Source organism: Conexibacter sp. W3-3-2, from assembly GCF_009707605.1.
Lineage (GTDB): Bacteria > Actinomycetota > Thermoleophilia > Solirubrobacterales > Solirubrobacteraceae > Paraconexibacter > Paraconexibacter algicola.
Genome location: NZ_WLYW01000002.1, coordinates 291,082 through 314,425, shown reverse-complemented (window position 1 = coordinate 314,425; position 23,344 = coordinate 291,082). Strand labels below are relative to the sequence as shown.

25 protein-coding genes and 2 pseudogenes are annotated in these 23,344 nt (G+C 74.3%); 17 read left to right on the top strand and 10 right to left on the bottom strand.

Going from position 1 to position 23,344, the window contains the following annotated elements:
• Positions 1 to 451: 451 nt before the first annotated feature.
• The 4 genes from GKE82_RS30245 (at position 452) to GKE82_RS24755 (ending at position 4,314) form a co-directional block, all read left to right on the top strand.
• On the top strand, positions 452 to 577 hold the full coding sequence (locus tag GKE82_RS30245) for a hypothetical protein (RefSeq protein WP_255451153.1): 126 nt from the start codon (positions 452 to 454) through the stop codon (positions 575 to 577).
• Between the two features lie 1,967 nt (positions 578 to 2,544).
• Positions 2,545 to 2,850 carry a hypothetical protein gene (locus GKE82_RS24765; RefSeq protein WP_154735357.1) on the top strand — a complete coding sequence of 102 codons (306 nt, stop codon included), beginning with the start codon at positions 2,545 to 2,547 and terminating at the stop codon, positions 2,848 to 2,850.
• 310 nt (positions 2,851 to 3,160) lie between these two features.
• Positions 3,161 to 3,541 (top strand): hypothetical protein, encoded by a 381-nt coding sequence (locus GKE82_RS24760; protein WP_154735591.1) that lies wholly within the window; start codon positions 3,161 to 3,163, stop codon positions 3,539 to 3,541.
• A 533-nt stretch (positions 3,542 to 4,074) separates the two neighbouring features.
• Entirely contained in the window at positions 4,075 to 4,314 is a 240-nt protein-coding gene (locus tag GKE82_RS24755; protein WP_154735590.1) for a hypothetical protein, read from the top strand.
• A gap of 30 nt (positions 4,315 to 4,344) precedes the next feature.
• Here GKE82_RS24755 and GKE82_RS31750 read toward each other — a convergent pair whose 3' ends face one another.
• The 5 genes and pseudogenes from GKE82_RS31750 to GKE82_RS24735 all read right to left on the bottom strand — a co-directional run bounded on the left by GKE82_RS31750 (position 4,345) and on the right by GKE82_RS24735 (position 8,929).
• On the bottom strand, positions 4,345 to 4,902 hold the full coding sequence (locus GKE82_RS31750) for a 3'-5' exonuclease (protein WP_375337060.1): 558 nt from the start codon (positions 4,900 to 4,902) through the stop codon (positions 4,345 to 4,347).
• Positions 4,903 to 5,767: 865 nt separating this feature from the next.
• Positions 5,768 to 6,667, bottom strand: a pseudogene (locus tag GKE82_RS31745) (UvrD-helicase domain-containing protein); the annotation flags it as partial.
• Between the two features lie 519 nt (positions 6,668 to 7,186).
• Positions 7,187 to 8,014 (bottom strand): hypothetical protein, encoded by an 828-nt coding sequence (locus GKE82_RS29410; RefSeq protein ID WP_230317226.1) that lies wholly within the window; start codon positions 8,012 to 8,014, stop codon positions 7,187 to 7,189.
• Between the two features lie 88 nt (positions 8,015 to 8,102).
• A pseudogene (locus tag GKE82_RS31740) lies at positions 8,103 to 8,594 on the bottom strand (hypothetical protein); the annotation flags it as partial.
• Between the two features lie 86 nt (positions 8,595 to 8,680).
• Positions 8,681 to 8,929, bottom strand: coding sequence for a hypothetical protein (locus GKE82_RS24735; RefSeq protein WP_154735587.1), 249 nt, complete (start codon positions 8,927 to 8,929; stop codon positions 8,681 to 8,683).
• Between the two features lie 212 nt (positions 8,930 to 9,141).
• On the opposite strand from GKE82_RS24735, the gene GKE82_RS24730 reads away from it, so the two are divergent.
• The 3 genes from GKE82_RS24730 to GKE82_RS24720 are packed head-to-tail and all read left to right on the top strand — an operon-like array spanning position 9,142 to position 10,690.
• The gene (locus tag GKE82_RS24730; protein ID WP_154735351.1) at positions 9,142 to 9,390 is read left to right on the top strand and encodes a hypothetical protein; all 249 of its coding nucleotides are present in this window, start codon (positions 9,142 to 9,144) and stop codon (positions 9,388 to 9,390) included.
• A complete protein-coding gene (locus GKE82_RS30240) occupies positions 9,387 to 10,136 on the top strand; it encodes an A24 family peptidase (RefSeq protein WP_154735350.1) in 750 nt (249 codons plus the stop codon). Before GKE82_RS24730 ends, GKE82_RS30240 begins: the two co-directional genes overlap by 4 nt.
• Positions 10,133 to 10,690: a hypothetical protein gene (locus GKE82_RS24720; RefSeq protein ID WP_154735586.1), complete on the top strand. Its 558-nt coding sequence runs from the start codon at positions 10,133 to 10,135 to the stop codon at positions 10,688 to 10,690. Before GKE82_RS30240 ends, GKE82_RS24720 begins: the two co-directional genes overlap by 4 nt.
• 21 nt (positions 10,691 to 10,711) lie before the next feature.
• Here GKE82_RS24720 and GKE82_RS24715 read toward each other — a convergent pair whose 3' ends face one another.
• The gene (locus tag GKE82_RS24715) at positions 10,712 to 11,569 is read right to left on the bottom strand and encodes a hypothetical protein (protein WP_154735348.1); all 858 of its coding nucleotides are present in this window, start codon (positions 11,567 to 11,569) and stop codon (positions 10,712 to 10,714) included.
• Positions 11,570 to 11,733: 164 nt separating this feature from the next.
• Between GKE82_RS24715 and GKE82_RS24710 the strand changes: the two genes are divergently transcribed.
• Positions 11,734 to 12,963 (top strand): S8 family serine peptidase, encoded by a 1,230-nt coding sequence (locus tag GKE82_RS24710; protein WP_154735347.1) that lies wholly within the window; start codon positions 11,734 to 11,736, stop codon positions 12,961 to 12,963.
• On the opposite strand, the gene GKE82_RS24705 is transcribed toward GKE82_RS24710, so the two are convergent.
• Complete coding sequence (locus tag GKE82_RS24705; RefSeq protein WP_154735346.1) at positions 12,929 to 13,438, bottom strand: hypothetical protein; 510 nt, start codon at positions 13,436 to 13,438, stop codon at positions 12,929 to 12,931. The genes GKE82_RS24710 and GKE82_RS24705 overlap by 35 nt on opposite strands.
• Before the next feature lie 79 nt (positions 13,439 to 13,517).
• Here GKE82_RS24705 and GKE82_RS24700 point away from each other — a divergent pair, with 79 nt between their 5' ends.
• From GKE82_RS24700 to GKE82_RS24685, 4 genes are all read left to right on the top strand, one after another.
• On the top strand, positions 13,518 to 14,054 hold the full coding sequence (locus GKE82_RS24700; RefSeq protein WP_154735345.1) for a hypothetical protein: 537 nt from the start codon (positions 13,518 to 13,520) through the stop codon (positions 14,052 to 14,054).
• Complete coding sequence (locus GKE82_RS24695) at positions 14,051 to 15,562, top strand: helicase-related protein (protein ID WP_154735585.1); 1,512 nt, start codon at positions 14,051 to 14,053, stop codon at positions 15,560 to 15,562. Before GKE82_RS24700 ends, GKE82_RS24695 begins: the two co-directional genes overlap by 4 nt.
• A gap of 152 nt (positions 15,563 to 15,714) precedes the next feature.
• Entirely contained in the window at positions 15,715 to 16,464 is a 750-nt protein-coding gene (locus tag GKE82_RS24690) for a hypothetical protein (RefSeq protein WP_154735343.1), read from the top strand.
• 141 nt (positions 16,465 to 16,605) lie between these two features.
• A complete protein-coding gene (locus GKE82_RS24685) occupies positions 16,606 to 17,448 on the top strand; it encodes a uracil-DNA glycosylase family protein (protein WP_154735584.1) in 843 nt (280 codons plus the stop codon).
• A 24-nt stretch (positions 17,449 to 17,472) separates the two neighbouring features.
• Here GKE82_RS24685 and GKE82_RS24680 read toward each other — a convergent pair whose 3' ends face one another.
• Complete coding sequence (locus GKE82_RS24680) at positions 17,473 to 17,928, bottom strand: hypothetical protein (protein WP_154735583.1); 456 nt, start codon at positions 17,926 to 17,928, stop codon at positions 17,473 to 17,475.
• Positions 17,929 to 18,015: 87 nt separating this feature from the next.
• Here GKE82_RS24680 and GKE82_RS24675 point away from each other — a divergent pair, with 87 nt between their 5' ends.
• The 5 genes from GKE82_RS24675 to GKE82_RS24655 all read left to right on the top strand — a co-directional run bounded on the left by GKE82_RS24675 (position 18,016) and on the right by GKE82_RS24655 (position 21,504).
• Positions 18,016 to 18,246 carry a hypothetical protein gene (locus tag GKE82_RS24675; RefSeq protein WP_154735341.1) on the top strand — a complete coding sequence of 77 codons (231 nt, stop codon included), beginning with the start codon at positions 18,016 to 18,018 and terminating at the stop codon, positions 18,244 to 18,246.
• A gap of 28 nt (positions 18,247 to 18,274) precedes the next feature.
• Positions 18,275 to 18,688 (top strand): hypothetical protein, encoded by a 414-nt coding sequence (locus tag GKE82_RS24670; protein WP_154735582.1) that lies wholly within the window; start codon positions 18,275 to 18,277, stop codon positions 18,686 to 18,688.
• Between the two features lie 92 nt (positions 18,689 to 18,780).
• A complete protein-coding gene (locus GKE82_RS24665) occupies positions 18,781 to 19,494 on the top strand; it encodes a YafY family protein (RefSeq protein WP_154735581.1) in 714 nt (237 codons plus the stop codon).
• On the top strand, positions 19,491 to 20,750 hold the full coding sequence (locus tag GKE82_RS24660; RefSeq protein WP_154735580.1) for a YafY family protein: 1,260 nt from the start codon (positions 19,491 to 19,493) through the stop codon (positions 20,748 to 20,750). The genes GKE82_RS24665 and GKE82_RS24660 overlap by 4 nt, the downstream gene beginning before the upstream one ends.
• Before the next feature lie 268 nt (positions 20,751 to 21,018).
• On the top strand, positions 21,019 to 21,504 hold the full coding sequence (locus tag GKE82_RS24655; protein ID WP_196189434.1) for a GNAT family N-acetyltransferase: 486 nt from the start codon (positions 21,019 to 21,021) through the stop codon (positions 21,502 to 21,504).
• Here the strand turns inward: GKE82_RS24655 and GKE82_RS24650 are convergent.
• The gene (locus GKE82_RS24650; protein WP_154735338.1) at positions 21,501 to 21,863 is read right to left on the bottom strand and encodes a hypothetical protein; all 363 of its coding nucleotides are present in this window, start codon (positions 21,861 to 21,863) and stop codon (positions 21,501 to 21,503) included. The two genes, GKE82_RS24655 and GKE82_RS24650, sit on opposite strands and share 4 nt — an antisense overlap.
• Before the next feature lie 89 nt (positions 21,864 to 21,952).
• Positions 21,953 to 23,335, bottom strand: coding sequence for a lytic transglycosylase domain-containing protein (locus tag GKE82_RS27470; protein WP_309233835.1), 1,383 nt, complete (start codon positions 23,333 to 23,335; stop codon positions 21,953 to 21,955).
• Positions 23,336 to 23,344: the final 9 nt, after the last annotated feature.

Here is a 23,344-nt window from a genome sequence, read left to right as displayed (position 1 = left end):
AGTCGCTGATCCCGACGAGCGCTAACGCGGACACGCTCCAGGACGACGAGACGGCGCCCACGAGGACCTGCGCGAGGCGATCTTCGACCGCTGAGACTTTCGACGTCCTGGGCGAGCTGGCCGCCCAGACAAGCCGGCGGATGTTCCGCTTCGCCCTCCCGCGCGCGCCCGAGCATCGAGTCGCACCTCAGCGCCACCCCCGCGCAGCTGCGCCGCAGCGCCAACCGGCTCGCCAAGGCCGCCGGCATCAACGCGACCACCAACCACGAGCGCCTGCACGAGCTGCTGACCGAGGCCAGCTACGGCGGCGAGCTCGTCGTGCTCTGCCACGCCGACACCGGAGATCGTCGACGCGATCGCCGCCCAGCAGACCGTCACCTTCACCGACCCCTACCTGCTCATCTACGACCGCTACAACGGCAGCGGCCACGACGTCCCGATCACCGGCACCGTGACCGTCGCCCTGACCACCGACACGGTCGAGCTCGACGCCGGGCGCATGTCCTGGTCCGACGACATCGCCGGCGTCGTCCACAGCGCCTACGCCACCCCCTACACGATCACCGACACCCCGTGATCAACATCACCCCGCCGGCAGGCCCCAGCGGACCTGCAGCGCTACCCTCGTCCAGATCCAGGACGGCGCCCACGCCCACATCCTGGACCGCGCAACCCAGCAGCACAGCCGCCAGCTCCGGGATCGCCGACGCCCTGCACGCCATGAACCTCCCTCGAGCTCGCCTGGCGCGCCCACGCGGCCAGCGAGGGACCTGCACGCCCACACCGACCGCTGCGAGGCCCTCGCCGACCACGCCCGCCGCGAGCACCACCACCAGCGCCACCGCGTGGGCCTTCCCACCTGACCGCCACCACGCGCACCGACAGGCCGCCGTGACCGCCCTGCTGCTGGAGCAGCGCGCCGTGGCGATCAACCCGCGACAGGGCCTCATCGCCGGCCGCCGCCTCCGCACCGCCGCACGCGAGCTGCCCGCCGACGCCCTGCTTGCCTGCTACCAGCAGCGCCTGGAACGAGACCCTGGCCCTCTACGAGGTCCGCAGGATCTGGTACCCGCCCGCGGCGACCGCGCCCGCCCCTCGTCGCCCGCAGCGTCACCGCCCGCCAGACCGGGCCCCAGAAGGAGCTGAGCGCGGCGCTGGGCCACGCACGGCAACGTCGAGCACCAGGACGAGATACCGCGCGTCTGGCTGCAACGCCGCGCCCCGGGCGGCGGGCCCGGCCGCGAGCACTTCCTCACCGTGGCGCTCGCCGGCGCCACCGACAAGGAGCCCGCCCACGTCCAGCAGCTCTGGACCACGAGCACCCCGACCGACTCGCAACTGCCCTTGCCCCCCACCCTGACCGAAGGAGACCGATGACCGACCCGACCGACCGCACGAACACCTACGACCGCTTCGAGGACTTCGCCGTGCCCCTGGCCGAGCGCGGGCTCGACACCAGCGTCCTGAACCCGGCCGCCCGCGACTGGGTCGTGGCCCAGTGGCCGCACGGCGCCTACAACCCCGCGCAGGACTGCGACAGCCACGGGCGCACCTGGGAGCAAGGGGGAGGCCCGACGATGGACCGCATCGCCTACACGCTCCTGGGCCTCGGCGCCTGCGCCCCCGACGCCGACCTCCCGCCCGCTGCCACACACCTGTTGCTGGCCATCCTTTCCACGCCCGACACCCCGACTCACCGGTCGCCGAACGCCTGCAGCGCCTGGCGCTTTGGCCCAGACCGCGCAGGGTCTGGCCGAGAGCACCGAGGACCCCGAGCAGGCCGGCTACATCCCGGTGCCTCCGCGCGCCTGGAGCGACGACCACGGCTACCAGGACCTCCCTCGGATGGGCCGCGACCCATCCCGACGACCAGGCCTACACCGCCGCGCACCGCGCCGCGCGACCCGCCCGCAACGCCGGCTGCCAGCTCTCCCTCACCCGCCTGCGCGACGGCGCCTGCTGGGAACTCGACATCCCCCCGCACGAACTCCCGAACGACTGACGCCCGTCGCACCCGTCGTCAGGCCCCTGCGGGTCGCCACCGGGCCCCCCGACCCCGCCCACCGCGGCGGGCTCGGGGCCCCGGGGGCGCCCCGGGCCGGACGCGCCCCCGGACCCCTTTTTTGCCCCGGTTGAGGCGGCATCTCGGCTGCACGTGCGGCTGTGTGTCATCGGTGGGCGCCAGCATCGGTCGCATGCCCCACAGCGCCATCCCTGACGACCCGTTCGAGCTCGTCCGTGGCCTCATGCACGGCGACCGCGCAACGCTCAAGCTCGGCTACACCGCCGCCAGCGCCGCCCTCGCCGCGACCTCCCTGCACCACCTCAGCGCCGAGGCCCAAGCACACGTCACCGCCCACGCCCACGGCTACGCCGCCGGGCTGCGCGACGAGCCCGCACCCGACCCCACCAACACCCACAGCGTCGCCGGCCACGCCCACGGTCTCGCCGCCCGCGAGCGCGCCCCGCTCCCAACCCCAGCCGATGAACGCGCCGTCCCGCAAACGCGCAGCCACCGCACACCCCGTGCCTACCGTGGCGCCCATGGCCCACCGGCACACCCCGCAGCCCCCCGACCACCCGCGCCCGGCGCCCCGCGCCCACGCCACGACCGCCGCTCGCGGCCTCTGGACGCTCGCCACGCTCGCCCTCGGCGTGCTGCTCATCGCCAGCCCCCAGACGCTCACCGGCCCCGTCTCCAAGCTCTGGAACGGCCGCGACGGCGACGGAGGCATCTCCGGCATGCTCGCCCAGCGCAGCCTCCTGGAGCTCGGCCTCACCGCCGTCGGTGTCATCGTCGTCCTCGTCTGCCTGCAGACCCTGCTGCAGCGCCCCCGTCCCCCGCGGTGAACGATCCTCGCCGCCAAGAGATCGCGCGCCTGCGCGCCGCCGGCCTGACCCGCAGCGACGTCGCCCGGCTGCTCGCCGACCGCGACGGCAGCGCCCCGCTGTCCGTCCAACGGATCAGCCAGCTGCACCACGACCCCAGCGGCCGTCGGGACCGCATCGCGCGCGCCCGCAAGCAAGGCGTCTGCGTCGCCTGCGCAGGCCCCACAGACGGCTCCCGCGGACAGGCCCGCTCAAGCCTGCTGTGCGTGTACTGCGAGCGCGGATCGCGGCGCAAGTTCACCCTCGGCGAAACCCTCGCCGCCGCCGCTGCATGGCGCCACGCCCACGGCGACTGGCCACGCCCCGGGACTTCACCCGACGCGGCACCGACCGCGACCACCGCCTCCACGGCGGCCACTGGCCCCGCCCACAACTCGTCCGCGCACTCCACGGAACCTGGGCCGACTACATCGCCGCCGCCTCCCGCCCCGGCATCGTCCTGCCAACCACCCTCCAGCTCACCGCAGACGACCTCCTCGAGGCCGGCGACCTCTGGATCCGCAGCTTCGCGCGCGCCCCCACACCCGCCGACTGGTACCGCCCCAACCTCGACCTCGCCGGCGAACTCGAACGGATCTGGCCGCCCGCCGCCGCCGTGCGCCGACACTTCACCACCTGGCCCCAGTACACCCAGCAACTCGACCACCACTGAACACCACCGGGCCGTCGCCCCAGACCCGCGGAACCCCGGCAGCCGGGGGAGCCCGGGCCGACCATCGTGGCTGGTGAGGATCCGGCTCGCGTGCTCGCCAACGCCAGGCGGTGAACCGCGGCGAGGGGCAGGCGCGGAGGCGCGTATCGAGCCGACGGCGCGTTCGTGGGGCGAGGCCGACCGATCTGCGCGACAGCGGCTAACGGAAAACGTGAAATTGTGTCGCGGGGCCGGGCATGGTGAATGCACCATGTCTCTGCCCCCCGCTCGCCTCTTTGCCTTCTTCGCCGCCTACCTCGCCGTGCTCCTCTTGTGCGGTGCCGAGCTACCCGCGGAAACTCTCCGCGTGATCGCCGGCGTCCTGGCCTTATCGCTGCTCTCCCTTCCCGTTGCTGGAGCGTGTTCGGGAGGACCAGGCGCGCATCACCGAGGCGTCGGCTGACACCTGTACGACGCGTTCGGCGGCGCCCCTGAGGGCCCGGCGGCTCGCGGGCGCGAAGCAGTACAAGTCGCGGGCCGCGGAGGCAAAGCAGATGGCGGGGCTGTGGGCGCTCCTGCCCGTCGTCGTCGGCGCCGCCGCCGTCCTTCCACCAAGCCACGCACACCAGATCGTCACGGCTGTTCTGCTGCTCGTCTTCGCGGCGGTCCTGCGGGTCAGCGCCAACGAGCGTCACCTCGCCGTCGACAGCAACCGCCCCGCGGGATGGTTGAACTTCTTCGCCGCGGTCTTCCTGCTCAGCGGGCTGGCGCTTGTTGGCTCTCTGGTCCTCTAGCGCGGACGAGCACCGCCCGATTCGCCAGGCTCACGGTCGGTGCATCGGGTATCGGCGGCGGGAGCCGCGCGGCCGCGCTCGGGAACCGCGTGGTCGGTGTCCGTGCCGTCGCGTTGTCGCTGGCCGGGTCGGATGCGGCGACCACAAGGCACCCGGCGGCAGGTCGTCCGTTGTCCGCCCACCTGACCTACCGGGTCTCCCCGAACGCGGTTCAGAAGAGCAGGCGTGGGGGGCCTCTGCGCGCTGCGTCGGCGCTTGGGGCACGAGCCAGTGCTGCGGCAGGCGCGGTCTGCGTGGTGGGGTGGGGGAGAGGCGCGCGGCTTGCCGGTCGTGGGTGGGGAGGTCGGCTTCGGCGCAGAAGCGGCTGATCGGTTCCTGGCGGTCGCAGAGCACGAGCAGCTCGCGGCGCGCGCGGGTGAACGCGACGTAGGCCAGGCGGCGTTCGTCCTCCAGGCCGTAGGGGCCGTCCAGGCCGGGCGTGGCCTCTTGCACGCTGCGGCGGTGGGGCAGCTCGCAGTCCGAGGCGCCGTAGACGATCACCACGGGCCATTCGCGGCCCTTGGCCGCGTGGATCGTGCTGAGCGTCACGCCGCGCTCGTCGTCGCGGTGCTCGGCCAGGAGCCGCTGCTCCTGGTGGAGACGGTCGCGCAGGTCGGTGAGCGTGGCGCCGCGGGCGAGCCGTTCGAGGTGGTCGAGTTCCTCGGGCCCGTCGTGGGCGACGGTGCCGCCGGCGGCCAGGCGCGCCAGCTGCGCGTAGTGGCGGTCCAGGCCGCCGCGGTCGCGCAGCGCGCGGACGACCGCGTGGGCGTCGTGTGAGCGCCGCGGGCACGACCGTGTCGAGCTCGCGCATCGCCGCGCGAGCGCGGCGCAGCAGCCAGGCCGGGTAGTCGCTGGCGGCCTCGCTGAGCGCGATCTCCAGCGCCTGGGAGAACGGTGCGGCCTCGTCCCACAGCTGCGGCAGCGCGCGGTGCATCGCGGCCGACCACTCCGGCACCATTCCGCGACCTGGTGTGCGGAACATCCGCTCCAGGTCACCGGTCGAGGCGGCCTGCGGGTCCTCGAGCACTGCGAGATGCGCGAGCATCCCGGCGCGCAGCGGACCGGGCTCGAACAGTGCTCGCGGCCCGCGGATCAGGACCCCGCGACGCGCGAGGTCCACGGCGGCCTGCCGCAGCGTGCGGACGGTGCGGGCCAGCAGCGCGACGTCGGTCTCGCCGTGCTCGCGCACCAGCCGCGCGCACTCCTCGGTCAGCTCGGCGGTGGGGAGGTGCAGCACGCGGGCGGCCGGCGGGTCGTCGCGGTGCTCGAGGTCCAGGTGCTCGGGGACGTCGATCGGCTTGGCGAACTGGTGGGCGTTGCGCGCGATCATCCGCGCGGCCGCGCGGGTGATGTGCGGGTGGCAGCGGTAGTTGAAGCGCAGCAGGTGCCGCTCGATCGCGGGGTAGGTGCGGTCGATCTGCAGCACCCGTCCGACCGACGCGGCGCGCCAGGAGAAGAGGACCTGGGCCTCGTCGGCGACCACGGTGAGCCGATCGTGGGGGGCGCTGAGGATCCGCAGCAGCCGGTCCTGTCCGGGGTCGGTGTCCTGGTGCTCGTCCACGAGCACGGCGTCCCAGCGGTCCTGCCAGCCCGCGCGCAGCTGCGCGTCGGCGGCGAGCAGGTTCGCGGCCTGCAGCACGAGGTCGTCGAAGTCGACGCGGTTCTCGCGCTGCAGCCAGCGCTCGTACAGGGCGTACCCGACCTGCAGGGTGCGGTCGCGCTCGGACAGCTCGGCCGTCCCGTCCAGGCGCGCGAACTCCTGGGCCGGTGAGCGCTGCCAGATCGTCTTGGTCTGGCCGACGTGGTCCGCCAGCACCTCAGGTTCGATCCACGCCCCGCGGTGTCCGGCCGCGGTGACCGCTTCGCGCGCCCGGAACGCCAGCTGGCGCCAGACACCCGCCGGTGCCGTGATCGGCCCGCCGCGCAGTCGGCCGCCGGCGCGCAGCACCTCGCGCCCGAGCGCGTGGAAGCTGCGGACCTGCACCTGCGCGAGCCCGACGGCGGCCAGGCGCTCCTGCAGCTCCTCGGCGGCTGCCCGGGAGAACGTCAGGCACAGCAGCCGCTGCGCGGGCACGCCCGCTGCGGCCAGCAGCCGGCAGCGCTCGATCAGCACTCGCGTCTTGCCCGACCCGGCCGGCGCGATCACCTGCACCGGCCCGTCGACGAGCGCCCGGGCCGCCGCGCTGCGCGCCCGGTCTAGGTCACCCTGCGACGCGGGCAACGGGCCGATCGTCGCTGCGCGCCCGAGCAACTGCTCGGCGCGAAACGCGAGCCGTTGGACCGTCCAGGCGTAGCCGACCTGCGTGTCGACCATCTGTGGATCGCGCGCCCAGACCTCCGGTTCCCACGGCCATGGACACCGCACATGCACCCGGACATCCAGGCTGCATGCCGGCCCGAGCACGAACCCCAGCAGCAGCCGCAACGCGGCGAGGTTGGGGACCGGTGCGAGCACCTCGACGCCGACACGTCCGTGCTCGCGCATCGCCGCCAGGACCGGGGCGGCGCACGGCTGAGCTCGATCGGCTCGCCCGCGGGGCGCGCCGATCGGTCCAGCAGCGCGTTCAGCTGCGCGGTGGAGAAGCACGGCCACCCGTCCGGGACCGGACGCGCAGACCAGGTCAGCCGCACAGCGGCGTTGGTGCCGGGGGAGAGGAGGACTGCACCCCGCGCAGTCTGAGAGCGACCCCTGACACACGGCAGACGCCTCACCCCGTCGGCCGCGCCCATCGTGGCGCGCACGGTCGCCTGGCCGTTGGCGGACGCGACAGCCAGCCTCGGGTAGCCGCCCGGACGCCGGGCCCGGACGGCCCGTGGCCGATGGCTGCCGGGTTCAGCGGCGCACGACCGTCACCCTGGTCCGCTCGGTCCGGGGTGGCTTGCAGGCTCCGACGGGGTCGGAGGGGACGTCGTAGCTGATGGTCTCTCGCCCGCTGAATCGCGTGGCCACGCCGCCGCGGCTTGCGGTGACGCGCAGCGAGACGCGCTGGGAGGCGAAGATCGTCCACTTCGCTTTCCGTCCGTCGGCGTAGGTCACGCTGCAGAAGCCGGCGCTGACGCGCCGCGTGAGGCGGTAGGTCCCGTCGTCCTGCGGGAAGAAGGTCCCGCGCAGCGTCCCGCTGGAGCGCACGCGCGTCCCGCAACCGAACACGTCGCAGTTCGGACGCATCGTCCACGATTCAGAGCCGCGCGCGTCCGCGACGGTCGCTCGGTACCGGCCCACGAACCGCGTGACACCGGGCCGTCCTGCCTTGAGGTTGGCCCCGATGACGGGGATGCGCGCGTAGGTGTCGCTGCCGCGGCAGGCGTCCTGCTCGCCCGGGTTCTCGGCCCAGTCGAACCGCAGGCCGAGCGTCCCGGACGTCGGCGCGGCCCGGACGATCCGCAGCGACTCGTCCTGGAAGGGCACCACCTCGGTGGTCGACTTGCCCGCGACCGTGTACGTGATCGCCAGCGCCTCGATCCCCTGGCCGAGGTCCTTCTCGGCCCGGATCGTGTAGCCCCGGCCGCTGCGAACGTACTGCGGCGCCTGGATCTCCACCTGCTCTTCGCTGGTCGGGCACGGCGGCAACTCGCCTTGCGCGAGCGCAGGGGAGGGCGGCACGGCGGCGCCGCCCGCAGCGACCACGGCAAGACCAGCGAACCATCGACCCAAGCGCATGCGCTGACCCTAACTCGCCGCGCCAGCGTGTGATGGCGGCGGCCAGCGGCGGCAGCACGAGCGCGTCGATCCCGGCGTAGCGGATCTGGCCGACGCTCATCGGCCGTCGGTTCCACGGGCCCGCTTGCCAGCGCTTGTCCAGATCCCAGCCGAGCAGGTGACGCACGCATGCGGCGAGGTTGGTCCCGTGTTCCTGCGGGTCGATGCCGAGCCGCTCCAGGCGGGCCTGTTGGTAGAGCCGACGGGTGCACACCAGCTGCTGCAGCTCGACGCCGAGCTCGCGCCGGCAGAACGCGAGTTCGAACGGGGCGTGATGGGCCAGCAGGACGCCGGGATGCTCATGCAGCCGCACCAGCACCTCGCTCGCGGGCACGTTCCAGACGTCGACCACGACAGGGGGCCGGCCACGCACCGCCACGGCGATCACCATCGCTCGCGCGCCCTTCTCGGGATCCAGCCCGTCGGTCTCGAAGTCGATCCCGACCGGCTCGCCGCTGCCTCGTGCCAGCGCCAGCACGCGGTCCAGCCGGCCGAGCTCGCCCGGCCGCTGCACCAGCCAGCCGGTCCGACAGACGCCCATCGCGGGCTGGGGTGTGCGCAGCGCGCCCTCCACCGCTCGGACGCTAGGGCCGGTCTCTGACGGACATCCGTGGCGCGCGCGCCGGGTCAGTGCAGATGCGCGTCGAAGGCGCTGGCGTCGCCGTGGTAGAGGCAGGCGTAGGTGAGGTGCTCGCGCGCCTCCGGCGGCATCTGCAGTCCGGGTGCCTCGGCGCCGCAGACCCGCTGGGCGACGAGGTCGCGCAGGCGCCGCTCGGCTGTCTCCCCGTCGCCGCCGAAGACGACCAGCTCGCCGCCGGGCAGCCCGACGGTGTAGGCCATCATGCGGCCGTCGTCCTGGGCGCGACGACGGACCACGGCATAGCCGTGCTCGGCCACGTGGGCACGAAGGGCGTTCACAGCGCGGCGGCGACGGAATCTCACGGGGCGGCAGTCTCCCATCAGGCTGTGATGCTCCCGCCCGGCCCGCACCCGTTCGCGGCGGTTCACCTCGCGTTCACCCCTTCCCGCGGGGGAGGTGAACGGCGGAGCGCGCCGCCGGCTAGCAGCACGCTCGTAGCGTCATGAGCATGGACTCACGCAACCTGTTGCGCGGAACCGCGCTCCTGGCCGGCGCCGCCTTGGTGGTGCTGGTCGGCCTGGACCGCCCCGGGATCGACCAGGCCGTCCTGGTCGTCGTCGTGCTCCCGCTGGCGTTCATGCTCGTGCTCTCGGCGATCGTCGAGATCCTCGGGGAGCTCGCCGACGAGGACACCCAGGCGCTCACCGCCGCGGAGCGCGCTGCCGCGACCCGCCGCGAGCTCTTCGACGCCCCATGAGCACCAACCCCGTCGCACTGGCCGCCGTGGCTGCGGTGATGGGCCTGGTCTACGGCTCGTTCCTCAACGTGGCGATCCACCGCCTGCCCAATCGGCGCAGCCTGCTCGGGCGGTCCGCGTGCCCGAAGTGCTCGACGCCGATCGCCGCCCACCACAACGTCCCGGTCCTCGGCTGGCTGTGGCTGCGCGGCCGCTCGAGCTGCTGCGCCACACCGATCAGCGCGCGCTACCCGCTGGTCGAGGCCGCCACCAGCGTCCTGTTCGCGATCGCGGCGCTCGTGCACCACGACGACCCCGCGCTGCTGGCGATCGCGATCGCCGCGATCCTGGTGATGGTCCCGGCCGCGCTGGTGGACTGGGAACTGGCGATCCTGCCGCACACCCTCTGGATCGCCGGGGCCCTCACGCTCGCCGGCGCCCTGACGGTCCTGGACCCGGACCTCGCCGCGCGCGCCTGGCCCTACGCGCTGGTCACCCTCGGGGTCCTCGGCGCGGTCGCCCTCCTGCTGCCGATGGGCATCGCCGACGCCTACCTCCTCAGCCTCGCGGCGCTGATGGTCCAGTGGCGCATCGGCTACGTCCTGATCACCGCCGCCCTGATCTCGCTGCTGCTGCTGGCCGTCATCGCGCGCCGTCACCGCAACGTCCACGGGCTCCGCAACACCGGCGTCCCGATGGTCCCCGGCATCGCCGCGAGCACCGTGCTGTGGACGCTGCTGGCCACCACGACCACGGTCTCGACATGAACCTGCGCCAGATCAGCGCCTCCGCCACCGCCGCCCTGGCGATCCCGGCCTGGTGGACGGTCAGCCTCCCGGACAACGCCAGCACGCTCGCCAACCAGCTGCACCTGCAGGCCACGATCACCCGCAGCACCTCATCGGACTGGATCGCGCTCGCGGTGGTCCTGCTCGGCGCCGCCGTCACCGTGGGCGCCCGCCGCCGCGCGCCCCGCACGCTCGGCGCCGGCGCGATGGCCGCCGCCCTGGCCTGGGCCGCCGCGCGCACCCCCAAGGTCGGCGACCTGCCCGACCAGACGCTCGGCGCCGCCCTGCCCCAACGCGTCACCGACACGCTGCAAGCACAGCTGCAGGCCGCGCTGCAGACCCGGCCCTCCACCACCGTCCTCTTGGGCCTGCTCGCCGCCGCGGTCGCCGTGGTCAGCAGCCTCACCGACGACCCGCACGCCGACCCAACCGCCGCGCCCGAACGGGCGCTGGTCGACCCGCTGGAGGCCGAAAGCCGCCAGGCGCACACCACCACAGCGGCGCCCGGAACCTACTCACAGAGCCCCTGGTAGCCGCCCCCCGCGGGCGGGGTGTCAGCGGTCTGCGAGGACGGCGATGGTGAGCAGCGCGAGGTCGCGACTGGTGGTCGACGGCCCGTCCTCCAGGCGGTCATGGCGCTCGAGCACCAGGGCCGAGGCGAGATCGCGCCAGACCACCCGGTCGCGGTCGGGGATGCCGCGCAGCGCGATCGCCGCGCTCGCTGCGGCGGCCAGGTCGCGTCGATCGACGGCGGTCGGGGTGCTCCGCGCGGCGTAGCGGAATAGGAGATCGACCCAGTCCTGCTCGAACGGCACGGTGCCCGAGAGCCACGCGATCGACTCCAGCAGCAGCTGCTCACCGGTGATCGGGGTCTGCGCGGGGAGCCCTGTGAGAGCCTGCTGGATGGCGGCGCTCAGCGCGTCGACCTGCTCGCGGTCTGCGGCCTGCCGTGACCACAGCCACGGCCACAGCCCGTCGCTGACGCACTCCAGGGCTGCGACGACCAGCGCGTCATCGTCGGCCTGGGCCGGTGCGGGAAGGTCGGTGCAGAGCGCTCGCGCGCGGAGTGGGTCGGCGCAGTGCATCAGGCTCGCGGTCCCGGTGCGAGCGGTGCGCCAGAGCTCCAGCTCCACCCACGACGGCCAGCGTCCTGAGCCCGCGGGCTCATGCCCGTCCACGCGCGCGGCGCCGGCCAGCAGGCCCGCCAGCAGGCCCGCGATCGCTTCGTGTCCCGGGTGACCGTCGCGGGCGGCGTGCAGCTGCTGCTCCAGCGCGACGGGGAACGCCGCCAGGGACTCGGCCAGCCGCTCCCGGCACGCTGCCTGTTGCGTCGGCCACGCTTCCAGCGCACGACCGACCTGCTCATCAAGAGCAGCGCCGAGCTCGCTGGGCCGATTGGGAGGGACGGGCATGGGACTGACGGACTGCGCGCCGGTCTGGCCCGGACGGCAGCCCCCGGGGGGCGGGGAGACGCTCACCCTATAGCGGGCGGGGATTCGGACCCTTTCGCCGCCGGGGGAATGCCGGTCCCCGCGATCGCGCTCGGGGCCGGCGCGGTGTGCCAGCGTCGACGCTCATGGTTCGCTCCGTCATCCGCCCGTGCCTCGCCGCTGTGCTCGTGCTCGTCGCGCTCGCGGCCGCCGCGCTCGGACCCGCCCAGTTCCTCGGGGCCGCGCGTCAGCAGCCGCCCACGATCGCGGTCGTCGGCGACCGGGTCAGCGAGACGGCGGGCCTGCAGCTGTTCACCAACCCCGGGGAGGTGCCCGGCAATATGGTCGACGACGACCGCAACGGCTACGTCGATGATGTGCACGGGATTGCGCCGACCCCGACCACCGACAGCCGCGGCATCGAGCACGAGACGGGGGTCGCCGACCTCGCCCAGCGCCTCTCGGCCGGCAGCCCGGTGCTCTCCGTCCAGGAGCGCGGGCTGGAGTTTCACCGGTTCACCCCCTACCTCGAGGCGATGGACGCCCCGATCATGGTCCTGGCCCGCCAGCGCAGCAACGCCTCCAGCCAGCTCGACCGCGACGCGGTCCAGGCCTACCTGGACCGTGGCGGCGTGGTGGTCGCGTCCGCCGGCAACCGCAGCGAGGACCTCGATCGCGAGCCCGCGACGACACCGCGCGACCTGGCCCTGCATCCCGGGTACCTGCTGGTCGGCGCGACCGACACGACCGGCGACCAGCTGGCCTGGTTCTCCGCGCGCGGCCGCACCCGCGTCGATCTCGCGACTGCGGGCAGCGACGTCCGGACCCGCACGGCGAGCGGCGCCTGGACCAGCAGCAGCGGCACCAGCTTCGCCGCACCGCAGATCGCCGGCCTGATCGCCCGCATCGCCGTGCAGCAGCAGATCAGCGTCCAGCAGGCCGCCCAGCAGCTGCGCGCCAGCGCCCGACCCCACCCCCAGCTGCGGTTCGGGATCATCCCGCCGACCGGCGCACCCGCGGGCCCGCCCCCCGCCGCCCCGGCGGCGCCGGCTGCCCTGCCCGAGCGTTCCAACGAGGCCCTGGAGCAGCTGCCCAGCTACGTGCAGTCGGTCCGGGCCCGGCGCGTCCCCGGCGCGACCGACCTCAGGCTGCGGATGCGCCGCGAACTGGTCGGCCACGGGATCTGGGTCCGCGTCACGACCGCCGACGGCTCCTCGACCCGTCGCTTCGCCGTGTCCGCGACCCGGACGGTCCGGCTGCGGGTCCCGCGCACCCGCCGGACCCTCTCGATCAGCCTGCAGATCGCGCCGCGCGGCAGCGACCAGGACGAGCTCTGGGTCATCAGCCGCGCTGGCCGCGTGCAGCCCCCGTGGTGAACGCCGGCAGCGCCAGGAACGCGCCCACCCCGGCGTAGGCCGCGATCAGGCCGCAGGCCACCAGCACGCGCACGTCGTCCCCGTAGAGCCACCACGCGGGGATCGCCCCCAAGCCGCAGGCCAGCATCACGGGGCGCCCGCGGCCCAGCGCCGCCCGCCCCCGCCGGGCCCGCAGCGCCACACGCCCCCAGCCCCACACCGCGGCGCCGAGCCAGCCGGCGAGCACCAGATGCCCGCCCACCATCAGGGCCACGATGCCCGCGGCGGTGACCGCGCCCGCCATCACGGCGAGCGCCACGGTGCGCCCGGGGGCAAGCCACCAGGCCCGCGACAGGCCTTCAAGCCAGGGCAGCAGGCCCGTCGCCACGAGCACCAGCGCCCCGACCGGCCCCAGCTGCACGACCGGCCACAACAGCAACGCCCCGGGGACCCCGCGCGCCGCCAGCGCCCATCGCGAATCACGCCATCGCTCCATGCCCCCGCACGATGACCTCCGGGCACGCACCGCGGCGAAGATCCCCGGGCGTGCACACCCGTGCGCTTACCTGCCGGGCATGACCGTCCGCCCCGCCCACCTCGCGCTCGCCGGGCTCCTCGCCGCCGCGGCGCTGATCCTCGCGCTCGCGCTCATCGGCGGGGAGGACCAGCCCGCCACCGCCAAGGGCCCCGAGCGCGGCACGCTGTCCCAGCTCGAGCAGGTCAGCCTGCTGCAGGCCGAAGACCGCGACGCCGTCCGGGCCACCCTCACCCGGTTCGCGCAGAGCTTCAGCGACGGGTACGTCGAGGACGCCTGCGCGCTGACGACCGCGCAGCTGCGCACCGAGCTACGAGACGCGGTCCCCGGCGCCGAGGCCGCCAGCTGCGGCGACATCCTGCTGGCGATCCGCGACGGCCTGTCCGCCCGCGAACGGGCCAGCCGCGAGCAGCTCGAGGTGAGCGACGTGCGCTTCTACGGCGTGCGCCGCCGCGCGCGCGCCGAGGTCACCGACCCGATCGCCGGACGACAGACGGTCGCCCTGCGCTACGAGCAGCAGCAGTGGCGCATGGACGCCACCAACGGCCCGGCCGGCAGCGCACTGCTGACCCCGTGACCCTGGCCAGCCGCTGCACCCACGGGCACGTGTCCTTCCACGCCGGCCCGCCCAACAGCGGCAAGACCCACCACGCCCTGACCCGGCTGCTGGAGGTGGGGGAGGGGGTCTACGCCGCACCGCTGCGGATGCTGGCCGAGGAGGCCTACCGCCGACTCAGCCAGGTCGCCGGCGCACACCGGGTCGGCCTGCTGACCGGTGAGCAGCGCATCAACGCGGACGCGCCGCTGCTGGCGTGTACCGCCGAACTGGCCCCCGACCAGGGCACCGTCCTGGTGATCGACGAAGCGCACCATGCCGCCGACCCAGACCGCGGCAGCGCCTACACGCGACTGCTGCTCGCCACCACTTACACCGAAGCGCACCTGATCGGCGGCACCGAGCTGCTCCCGATCATCCGCAGCCTCATCCCACACGCCCAGATCCACACCTACGAGCGGATGGGCCGCCTGGAACTCGTCGGCTACCGCACGCTCGAGCAGCTCCCCGACCGCACCATCCTCGTCACCTTCAGTCGCGCCACCGTCCTGCAGCTGGCCGCGGAGCTGCAGCAGCTGCGCCCCGGGCGCGTCAGCGCGCTCTACGGCGCGCTGCCGATCGGTGCCCGCCGCGACCAGATCGCCCGCTTCGAACTCGGCCGCGCCGACGTCCTGGTCGCCACGAGCGTCATCGCCCACGGCGTCAACCTCACCGCCCAGGAGATCTGCTTCGCGCAGACCAGCCGCTACGACGGGCGCCGCACCCGACCCCTGGAGCCGTGGGAAGCCGCCCAGATCGCAGGCCGCGCAGGTCGCGGCGCCCAGACCGGCCGCATCAGCGTCCTGCACCAGCACCCCGACTTCCGACCGCATCTGCGCGTCGCCCACAGCGCCTTGCAGGCCACGGTCCTCGTCGACCCGGCCACCGGCACCTACGGCTACCGGCGCATCGAGCGCCTGCAGGCCGCGATGCCCCGGCCCGCGGACCTCGCCCAGATCTCCCTCGCGCAGCTGCAGGCCCGCCTGGAGCGCTGGCAGCGCCCGCGCCGGGCGCCGCCGCGCGACTGCCGGGTGGTCCACGGCGGATCGCCCAGCCAGCTCAGCGCCTTGCAGGTCCTCGCGCGGGCGGGGCACGCCCAGCTTCCCGGGCCGATCGCCTGGGCGCTCTCGCACGCCCCGCTGGATCCCCAGGCCCCCGACGGACGCGCCCAGCTGCTCGAGCTCGCCGAGCTCGCGGCAGACCCGGCTGCCGACGCCCCGGACTTCGGGTCCGACCGCGCCCGCCAACGCAACATGCGCCGCCGGGACCTGGACCTCGCCGGCCTGGAGGAGATCGCGCGGCTGGACCAGCTCAGCGCCTGGGCGCGCACGGTCCTCGGCGGGCCGCCGCTGGCCCACGAGGACCTCGCCCCGCTCGTGGTCGCCCGCCTGCGCCACGAGATCAACGCCCGCGCCGCCAGCGCCCACCCACCGGCCCGAGGTGAACCGCGCGTCAGGCCGAAGGTGAACCGTGCGTCGGGCTGGAGGTGAACCGCGCACGGGGGCTGGGTGAACGGGGCCGGTTCACCTTTCCGCCGTTTGTGCCCGGTCCGCTCGTACGGTCCTGCTCACGGACCCCGGAGGGTCGGCCTCGACCGACCGGGGAGCACCGCAGACCGATGACCATCTCCGAGAGAGAGCCGATGAGCGCGTTCGTGAACCCCGCCGAGGACCTGGCAAGGCTCCGCGACCAGCAGCAGCAGGCCGTCGAGGCCGCCCGCACGCACCTGCACCAGGAGCAGGAGCGACTCCTCGCCCTCCAGCGCGAGGTCGCCGAGCTCGCCGACGCCCTGCCCGCCCAGGAGCGCACCCTCGAGCAGCTCGAGTCGTTCCTGCAGATCGTCTCAGCCGCCCCCGCACCGGATGCCGACGGCGACGAGCCCGGCCACACCACCGACCCCGACGGCGAGGACGACGGAACCGCCCCCGCCGGCGAGCAGGAGGCCGACGCCAACGAGCCGCCGCTGGTCACCAACGTCGTCGCTCGCCGACGCAGCACCGAGGCCGCCCGCGACCTCCCGGCCGAGGACCTGACGCTCTACGACGGCACGGTGGTCCGAGCCGCAGGCCGCCGGCGCGAACTGCTCGAGCACCTCGACCAGGGACCGGTCATGCGCTCGACGCTCGGCGTCGTCATGTCCGTCCGCAAGCCCTACCTCAACAAGCTCCTGGACGAGGTCGAGCGCCTCGGCCTCGCCGCCCGCGTCGACAACGGCGCCGTCGTCGTCGCCCCACTGGACGAGCGGCTGCCCGGCGACTACGCCACCAACAACGGCAAGCGCCGCCCCAGCGACCGCCTCCTGGCGATCTGGCAGGCCGCCGGACGCGACTGCTCCCACCTCCTGAAGATCCCCGCCACCACCGCCAGCGACAGCACCCACGCCGCCGCCTAACCCCTGCGCGACCCCGCAGGGCGGCGCCCCTGCTGCGAGGACCTGGGCGACGGCTACGCTCGCACGCATGCCCGCCGATCCAGGAGAGCCGCACCGCGCCCCCCGACCCGCGGGACGCGCGACCACCGGGCCGCTCCCGGGGTGCGGCTGCCCGAACGCCTGGCCCGCAGCGACGAGCAGGTGCGGCTGCTCGCGCGGGTCCAGACGTTCTTCGCCGACCAAGGGCTGCTCGTGGAGGAGCAGCCGTTGGAGCGCTGCTGCCCGGCCTGCGAGCTCTGCTGGCGGCCGCCTCGGGGCCGCCAACCCGTGCCGCCACCCGACGGCCAGCAGCCGCGCCTGCCGGCGCTCGGCGCCGCCTACCCCCAGACCCGCGTCGCGCTCGTGGGCATGAACTCCCGCGACGACGGACGCCAGGACGCCGAACTGCGGGCGCTGGCGCACAGCCAGCACGACTTCCGTCACGGTCACGCCTCACACAACGACGAGAAGCGCAGCTACTTCCACTACCGCGCCGCGAGCACGCTCGCCGCCGTGCTTGCGCTGCGCGACCGCCAGCCCGCCCACGAGCGCCCCGCCCCCCACACGCTGATCCCAGTCCTGGACCGCTGCGCCCGGCTGCAGGCCGTCCAATGCTCGCCCTGGGACGGCGGCCGGCGCAGCCCGATGGAGCGGATGGGCCGCAACTGCCAGCCCTACCTGGCAGGACAGCTCGAGATCCTGCGCCCCGACGCCCTGGTGCTCCTGGGCGTGCCGCCGCGCCGGTCGATCGAGCGGCTCACCCAGCCGCAGTGGACGACCGTCGACGGGCTGCGCACCGCCAGCACCGACCGCTTCGCCTGGAACCGGTCCGTCGCGCTGTACGCGCTGCCGCACCCCGCAGCCGGCAGCTGGCACCGCGCACACCGCGCCCTCGTACGCCTCGCCAACGCCAACGCCAACGCCAACGCCAACGCCTCCGCTGGCGCGCGTTCCGCCCAGCACTGACCCGGGCGCGGCGCGCGCGCCCGTTCAGGGCATGGGCAGCAGGTCGTCTGCCCGGTCTGGCACCGGCGGCCGGTGCCCGGGCCGCCGCCGGCGCGCCTCGGCACGTCGACGACGGGCGCGCCGCACCTCCAGCCGCCGCGCGCGTTCGGCCGCCGACACCGTGCCGAACGTGCGGCAGGTCAACGCCCGCATCCCTGCGCAGTCCGCGCCCATCACGAACGCGATGCCGTCACCGAGCATCAGCAACGGGAGCTCCCGGTCCGGGGTCAGCCACGCAAGCGGCCCGTCGTGCCAGCTCAACGACCCCGCCAGCGCCTGCAGATGGCGCAGCGCATGCGCGCGCACCGCGGGCTTCCGTGCCTCGGTGGTCGGGTAGCCCAGCACCTGCACGGCGAACGTCCCGAGCGCCTCGCAGGAGAACGTCACGCGGGTCGCGCCGACGCGCATCGTGGGGGAGGGGAACTGCGCGTGTGCGTACATGAGCGGGCAGGATGGCACCGCGCTGTGACACGCCCGCGCGGTTGCGATCGCGCCGCTCGAGCACACCCCGCTGGGAGCCTGAGCGCCATGACCACCGCCAACCTGCGCCCCGGAGATCTCGTCGAGATCGACCGCAAGGGCCGCCGCTTCCTGGCCATCATCGACACGATCGACACCGGCCATCTCACCCTCACGCCGCTGCAGCGCGGCATCTCCTACCGCGAGGCCACCAGCCGCGAGGTCGTCCGCGCCTACAAGCGTGTCAGCCGCTCCGCGCCCGGCAACCCGACCCCCTCCAGCAACCTCGTGCTGGCCTGACCGGCCACGGACCGCGAGAGGCTCCGGTATGCGCCCGCTCACGCGCCTGGCCCTGACGCTCGCCGTCTCCGCGGCCGCCAGCACCGCCACGATCAGCCCCGCCGGCCAGATCACCATCACCGTGCCCGCCCAGACCCCGGTCCTGCAAGCCCACCTCACCACCCGCGAGCAGCACATCACCGTCCGTTGCACCGGCCCGCTGAGCGCGACCAACGCCGCCTGCCGCGAATGGAACGCGATGCTGCGCCCGTTCACCACCCAGCCCGCCCAGACCGCGCGCTGCCCGATCCCGCTCACCGCCGTCGGCCCCGATCCACGCCTGGGCCCCCTGGGCGCCCTCTCCCAACGCCGCGTGCGGCTCTGCGCAGGACCGCTGCACCGCACCGCCCTCACCAACGCCACACGACCCGACACCACCACCGAAGGCATCAACTACGGCTGACCGCGCACACCAAACCGACGCCAACGCGCGACGCCGCCGCACCAAGATCCGCGCAGCGGATTTGCCGCCGCACCATCGCGCATACTCGACGTATGGCCCTGGACACCGAGAAGATGGTTCGGCAGCTGTCGCTGATCGCGCTGCTGCACACCAGCCAGCGAGAGCTCACCACCCGGCAGGTCCGCCAGCACATCGACGCCTACGCGCAGATGACCGACGACGCCTTCGGCCGCCGGTTCTACGAAGACCGCCAGGAACTCGCGCACGCCGGCATCACCATCGAGCAGCTCACCACCGACCCCAACGAGACCGAGCCCGAGGTCGCCTACCGCTTCGCCCACCACGGCCCCGGCCCCCTGGACTTCACCGGCCCCGAGCGCCAAGCCCTCAGCGACCTCCGCGACGGACTGGGCACCAGCGAGGACTTCCCCCACGCCGAGGCGCTACGGGTCGGCGTCACCACCCTCCTGGGCGACGCGCTCGCGACCACCCCGGCCCCCGGCGCCATCACCATTGCCCAGAGCACCGGGCCGCAAGCCCGCCGCCGCGCGGCCCTCACCGCCCGCCTGCTGCTCGCCTGCCAGCAGGGCAAGCGCGTGCGGTTCACCTACCACGACCAGCAGCGCACCGTCGACCCCTACGACGTCATCGAGGTCGACGACCACCGCTACCTCATCGCCGCCCTGAGCGACGCCCCCCAACAGATCCGCAGCTTCCGGCTCTCCCGCATCACCAGCGACATCAGCTTCGCCAGCCGCCTCTACCGCGACTTCACCCCCGCACCGACACCCAGTCGCTGCCCATGAGCCGCTGGCAGATGGGCCCCACCCACGGCACCGCGACCATCACCGTCGCCCCCGACACCGTCGACTACGTCCTGCAGACCGCCCGCGGCGCCGCACGCCGCGGCACCGCACCCGGCGAGATCACCACGCGCGTCAGCGACCCCGCCACCTTCGCCGGCTGGATCCTCACCCTCAAGGACCTCGTCCACGACGTCCGCCCCGGCTGGGCAGCCCAGAGCGTCCGCGACGCCCGCCGCCGCATCCAGGCCGCCCACGACCCCGCCCGCGCCCACGCCCCCCAGCACGTGCACCCCGCGCCGGCCGCCGCGACCGCCCCGGTCACCCGCAAGGGCATCGGCGCCACCGGCACCCGCCCCTCGCACATCGGCCGCATCCTCGCGATCGCCAACACGCTCTTCCACGCCGCCCGCACCACCACCCCGGTCACCTGCGACGACCTCAAGGACGCGTTCGCCGTCAACGACCGCGAGCTCCGCGACGACCTGCAGATCATCAACCTCGCCTGCTGGCGCCACGCCGAGTACCTCATGTGCGTCACCCCCAAGCCCGACGGCCGCCTGGAGATCGACCTCGACGCCTACGCCGACACCGTCCAGCAGCCCCTCCTGACCATCGAGCAGCGCGACGCCGTCCTGGCCGGCGCACGCCTCCTGGCCAACCTCGACCCCCACCTCCAGAGCGCCGCCCACAAGATCATCGCCGCCCACGGCACCCGCGGCCCCCTCGCCGTCGAGGACCCGCGCGCCGCCCAGATCACCCACGCGCTGACCCACCGCAGCCAGCTGCGCGTGCGCTACCTGACCGCCACCGGCACGATCACCGACCGCACCCTGCACCCCGCCGCCCGCCAGCACCGAGGCGGCCGCAGCTACCTGCTGGCCAGCGAACACCCCGACGGCCCCGCCAAGACCTTCCGCCTGGACCGCATGCTCCTGGCCCAGGCCACCGACGATCCCGCCACACCCCCGCCGGTCACCGAACCCGCATGGTGGGAGACCCTCGCCGCCCGCACCCGCAGCACCCGCGCAACGATCGACAGCGACGCCCCCTGGCTGGCCGAGGACTACACGATCATCGGCCGCGACCAGTACGACGACTACATCGTCGAGATCCCCTACGCCTCCACCGACTGGCTCTGCGGACAGATCCTCGCCGCCGGCGGCCGCCTGCGCGTCCACGACACCGCGGTGCACCAGGCGATCAGCGACCTCACCGCCACCCCGCCCGCCCCGCCCGCGATCGCGCGGGCGGCCTAGCCCTCCCGGCCCGGCCCGGCCACCCGGCCGCCTGGCCGCTTCGGGCCCTGCGCAAGGTCTGCAGCGCGACGCGGCGGCGCCTGGGCGCCTTCCCCGGCCGCTGCCCAGGCCCGCGCTCGTGCACGCGCTGCCCGCAGATCCTCCCGGACAGCAGCGCGCTGCCGCGCGAGCTCCACACGATCCCCAAACGGCACCCCCGAAACCTACCTCCACACCCGCACCCAGACCAGTCCGCGAGCCGCGCACACCTCGCCGCTACCGTGACCCCGTGCCGCCACGAACCGACAGGCTCCCGCTGCTGCTCGAGGTCAGCATCGACCCGGAACCGGCCCTGGCGCTGCTGGACTGGCGCGCGCGCCGCTACCTGAACCCCCAGGACTTCCTGCACCCGCAGGCCACCGTCCTGCTGGCCCTGGTCGCCAGCACCCGCTACCCGGTCGGCGCGGCGAGCATCGTGCCGCTGCCCTCACGCACCGCGAGCCTGGCGTTCCTCATCGCTCGCCGCTTCCGCCGCCGCGGCCTGGGCCAACAGCTCGCCCAGCTGACCACCGACCACGCACACGCACACGGCTACCGCACCGTCCTGGCCGACGTGCACCACAGCAACACCGCCAGCCTGCGCGCGCTCACCGCCTGCCACTACCAGCCCTACGGCCGCACCGGCCCCTACCAGCGCCTCTCCCACACCCACAGCCCAACCCCCACCGACCCCCGAGCCGCGCAGCCCGCGACCGCCCGCCCGTCGCACGGTTAGCGGCCGCGCCTGGCCTCCCGGACCCGCGCCTGCGCCGGCACCATGCAGCCGCGGCCGCGCTGCACCCCGTAGACGAGCTTCGCGCTCGAGCTCTCGCGACGATCGACCCGAATCACCACGCGGCAATCGCGCTCGGTCAGCAGACCGGAGTAGGCCTGCGACCCCGCCGCCAACGTGTACGTCAGGAAGAACGCCTCGTCGCTGACCGTCAACGTGGGGGAGGGGGCCGGCGCGCCGATCACGCGGCTGGCGCGCGCGTCGACCGGTCCCTGCAGCCGCTCGAGGTCCGCCTGCGCCAACGGCGCCTGCAGCACGCCACGCAGCCCGACCGCAGCGGCCGCGACCACCACCACGACCACCACCACCAGCAGAGCCCGACCGACCGCTCCCGTCGCGACCGGGGTACGGGTCCGCGCCCGCGGCCCACGCCGCGCTGATCGGATCACCCTCACCGGCCGCTCCCGCCACTGGACCGCGACGGGCCCGCCCCCGGGGCCTCAACGCCCCCGGCGCCGCGCTCGCGACGATCACGCCGCCGCTCGTCCGCGGCCGCCTTGCGCTTGCCGCTGGACTCCTGACGGGCCCGCTCGGGCGAGCGCTGCGGCCGCCCGGGCAGCAACGGACTGCTGCGCGCCGGCGCCGCGGCCGAGTCCTCGTACTCCCGCGCGGCGCCAGCGGCCCGCCGCCGGGCCTCGCGCGCCCGCGCCGCCGCGCGACTGGCACGGTCACGCTCATCGGCCAGCGAGAACCGCGACACGGCAAGATCCGCACGGTCGGCGACCGCCGCATCACGCCCGACCGTGCGCCGGTCACGCTCCAGCGCCGCCGCGCTGGCATCGGCCGACAGCTCACGCGCCAGCCGCACCCGACGCTGCACCAGCGACCCCGCGACCGCATAGACCAAGGTCGCCTGCCCCAGGTCCACGCCCGACACCAGCTCCAACGCCAACGTGTCCGGATCCCCGTGCACCTGCTGATCGGCCGACAGGGTCGCCGTGAGCTCCTGCAACTCCTGGGTCAGCGCGTCGACGCGCTGCTGCAGGCCGCGCGCCCGCCGCGCCGCGCGACCGGCCGAACGCCGCAGCCCCTGAACGCCGCGATCGGCGCGCCGCAGCCGACGGTCCAGCCGCGCCACCCGCCGCTGTGCCACCCGCAGATCGCGGACCGCGCGCCGCAGATCGCGCTCCGCCCGCGCAAACGCCAACGCCGACCTGGCCGCGTCCTCGAAGTTGGTGACCGGGATGTCCTCGATCTGCTCGGCCGTCGCCAGCACCTTGCGCACGTACCAGTCCGCGTGGTTGTACGCGAACAGCGCCTTGCGCACGTCCCCGGGCGCCCCGGTGACCCGCAGGTACCGCGCGGTGCTGAAGATCGCATCCACGCTGTTGGCCGGGTCGGCGGATCCGTCACCGTCACCGTCCATCCCCCAGCGCTCCCAGGTCGACGGCAAGAACTGCGTCCAGCCGATCGCCCCCGCCGAGGAGGGCCCCATGTTGCACCCGTACCCCGACTCCACCTTGGTGATCGCCGCCAGCAGCCGCCACTCCAACTCGAACAGTCGCGCCGCGCGAACCCACGCCGGCCGCAGCTGCGCGATGTCCCCGCACGGCGTCGCCGGCTGCAACCGCGACACGTACGCGGCCAGCCGCGGCCCGTTGGGCACCGACAGACGCCGCACGGTCTCCTCGCGCGACTCACCGCGCGGCGCCTCGAGCGCCGGGTAGGTCGGGCCCGCAACCGGCGCACGCGACTGCTGCGCCCGGGCAAGCACCGCGAACCCCGCGCTCAGCAGCAGCGGAAGGACGATCAGGCACAGCAGGCGAACGAGCACCATCCCCCG

Excerpts from the sequence above, each read along its gene's own strand:
- GKE82_RS24765 (WP_154735357.1), top strand. The coding sequence starts at position 2,545 with ATGGCCCACCGGCACACCCCGCAGCCCCCCGACCACCCGCGCCCGGCG.
- GKE82_RS24760 (WP_154735591.1), top strand. The coding sequence starts at position 3,161 with ATGGCGCCACGCCCACGGCGACTGGCCACGCCCCGGGACTTCACCCGA.
- GKE82_RS24755 (WP_154735590.1), top strand. The coding sequence starts at position 4,075 with ATGGCGGGGCTGTGGGCGCTCCTGCCCGTCGTCGTCGGCGCCGCCGCC.
- GKE82_RS29410 (WP_230317226.1), bottom strand. The coding sequence starts at position 8,014 with ATGCGCTTGGGTCGATGGTTCGCTGGTCTTGCCGTGGTCGCTGCGGGC.
- GKE82_RS24730 (WP_154735351.1), top strand. The coding sequence starts at position 9,142 with ATGGACTCACGCAACCTGTTGCGCGGAACCGCGCTCCTGGCCGGCGCC.
- GKE82_RS30240 (WP_154735350.1), top strand. The coding sequence starts at position 9,387 with ATGAGCACCAACCCCGTCGCACTGGCCGCCGTGGCTGCGGTGATGGGC.
- GKE82_RS24720 (WP_154735586.1), top strand. The coding sequence starts at position 10,133 with ATGAACCTGCGCCAGATCAGCGCCTCCGCCACCGCCGCCCTGGCGATC.
- GKE82_RS24715 (WP_154735348.1), bottom strand. The coding sequence starts at position 11,569 with ATGCCCGTCCCTCCCAATCGGCCCAGCGAGCTCGGCGCTGCTCTTGAT.
- GKE82_RS24710 (WP_154735347.1), top strand. The coding sequence starts at position 11,734 with ATGGTTCGCTCCGTCATCCGCCCGTGCCTCGCCGCTGTGCTCGTGCTC.
- GKE82_RS24705 (WP_154735346.1), bottom strand. The coding sequence starts at position 13,438 with ATGGAGCGATGGCGTGATTCGCGATGGGCGCTGGCGGCGCGCGGGGTC.
- GKE82_RS24700 (WP_154735345.1), top strand. The coding sequence starts at position 13,518 with ATGACCGTCCGCCCCGCCCACCTCGCGCTCGCCGGGCTCCTCGCCGCC.
- GKE82_RS24690 (WP_154735343.1), top strand. The coding sequence starts at position 15,715 with ATGAGCGCGTTCGTGAACCCCGCCGAGGACCTGGCAAGGCTCCGCGAC.
- GKE82_RS24680 (WP_154735583.1), bottom strand. The coding sequence starts at position 17,928 with ATGTACGCACACGCGCAGTTCCCCTCCCCCACGATGCGCGTCGGCGCG.
- GKE82_RS24675 (WP_154735341.1), top strand. The coding sequence starts at position 18,016 with ATGACCACCGCCAACCTGCGCCCCGGAGATCTCGTCGAGATCGACCGC.
- GKE82_RS24670 (WP_154735582.1), top strand. The coding sequence starts at position 18,275 with ATGCGCCCGCTCACGCGCCTGGCCCTGACGCTCGCCGTCTCCGCGGCC.
- GKE82_RS24665 (WP_154735581.1), top strand. The coding sequence starts at position 18,781 with ATGGCCCTGGACACCGAGAAGATGGTTCGGCAGCTGTCGCTGATCGCG.
- GKE82_RS24660 (WP_154735580.1), top strand. The coding sequence starts at position 19,491 with ATGAGCCGCTGGCAGATGGGCCCCACCCACGGCACCGCGACCATCACC.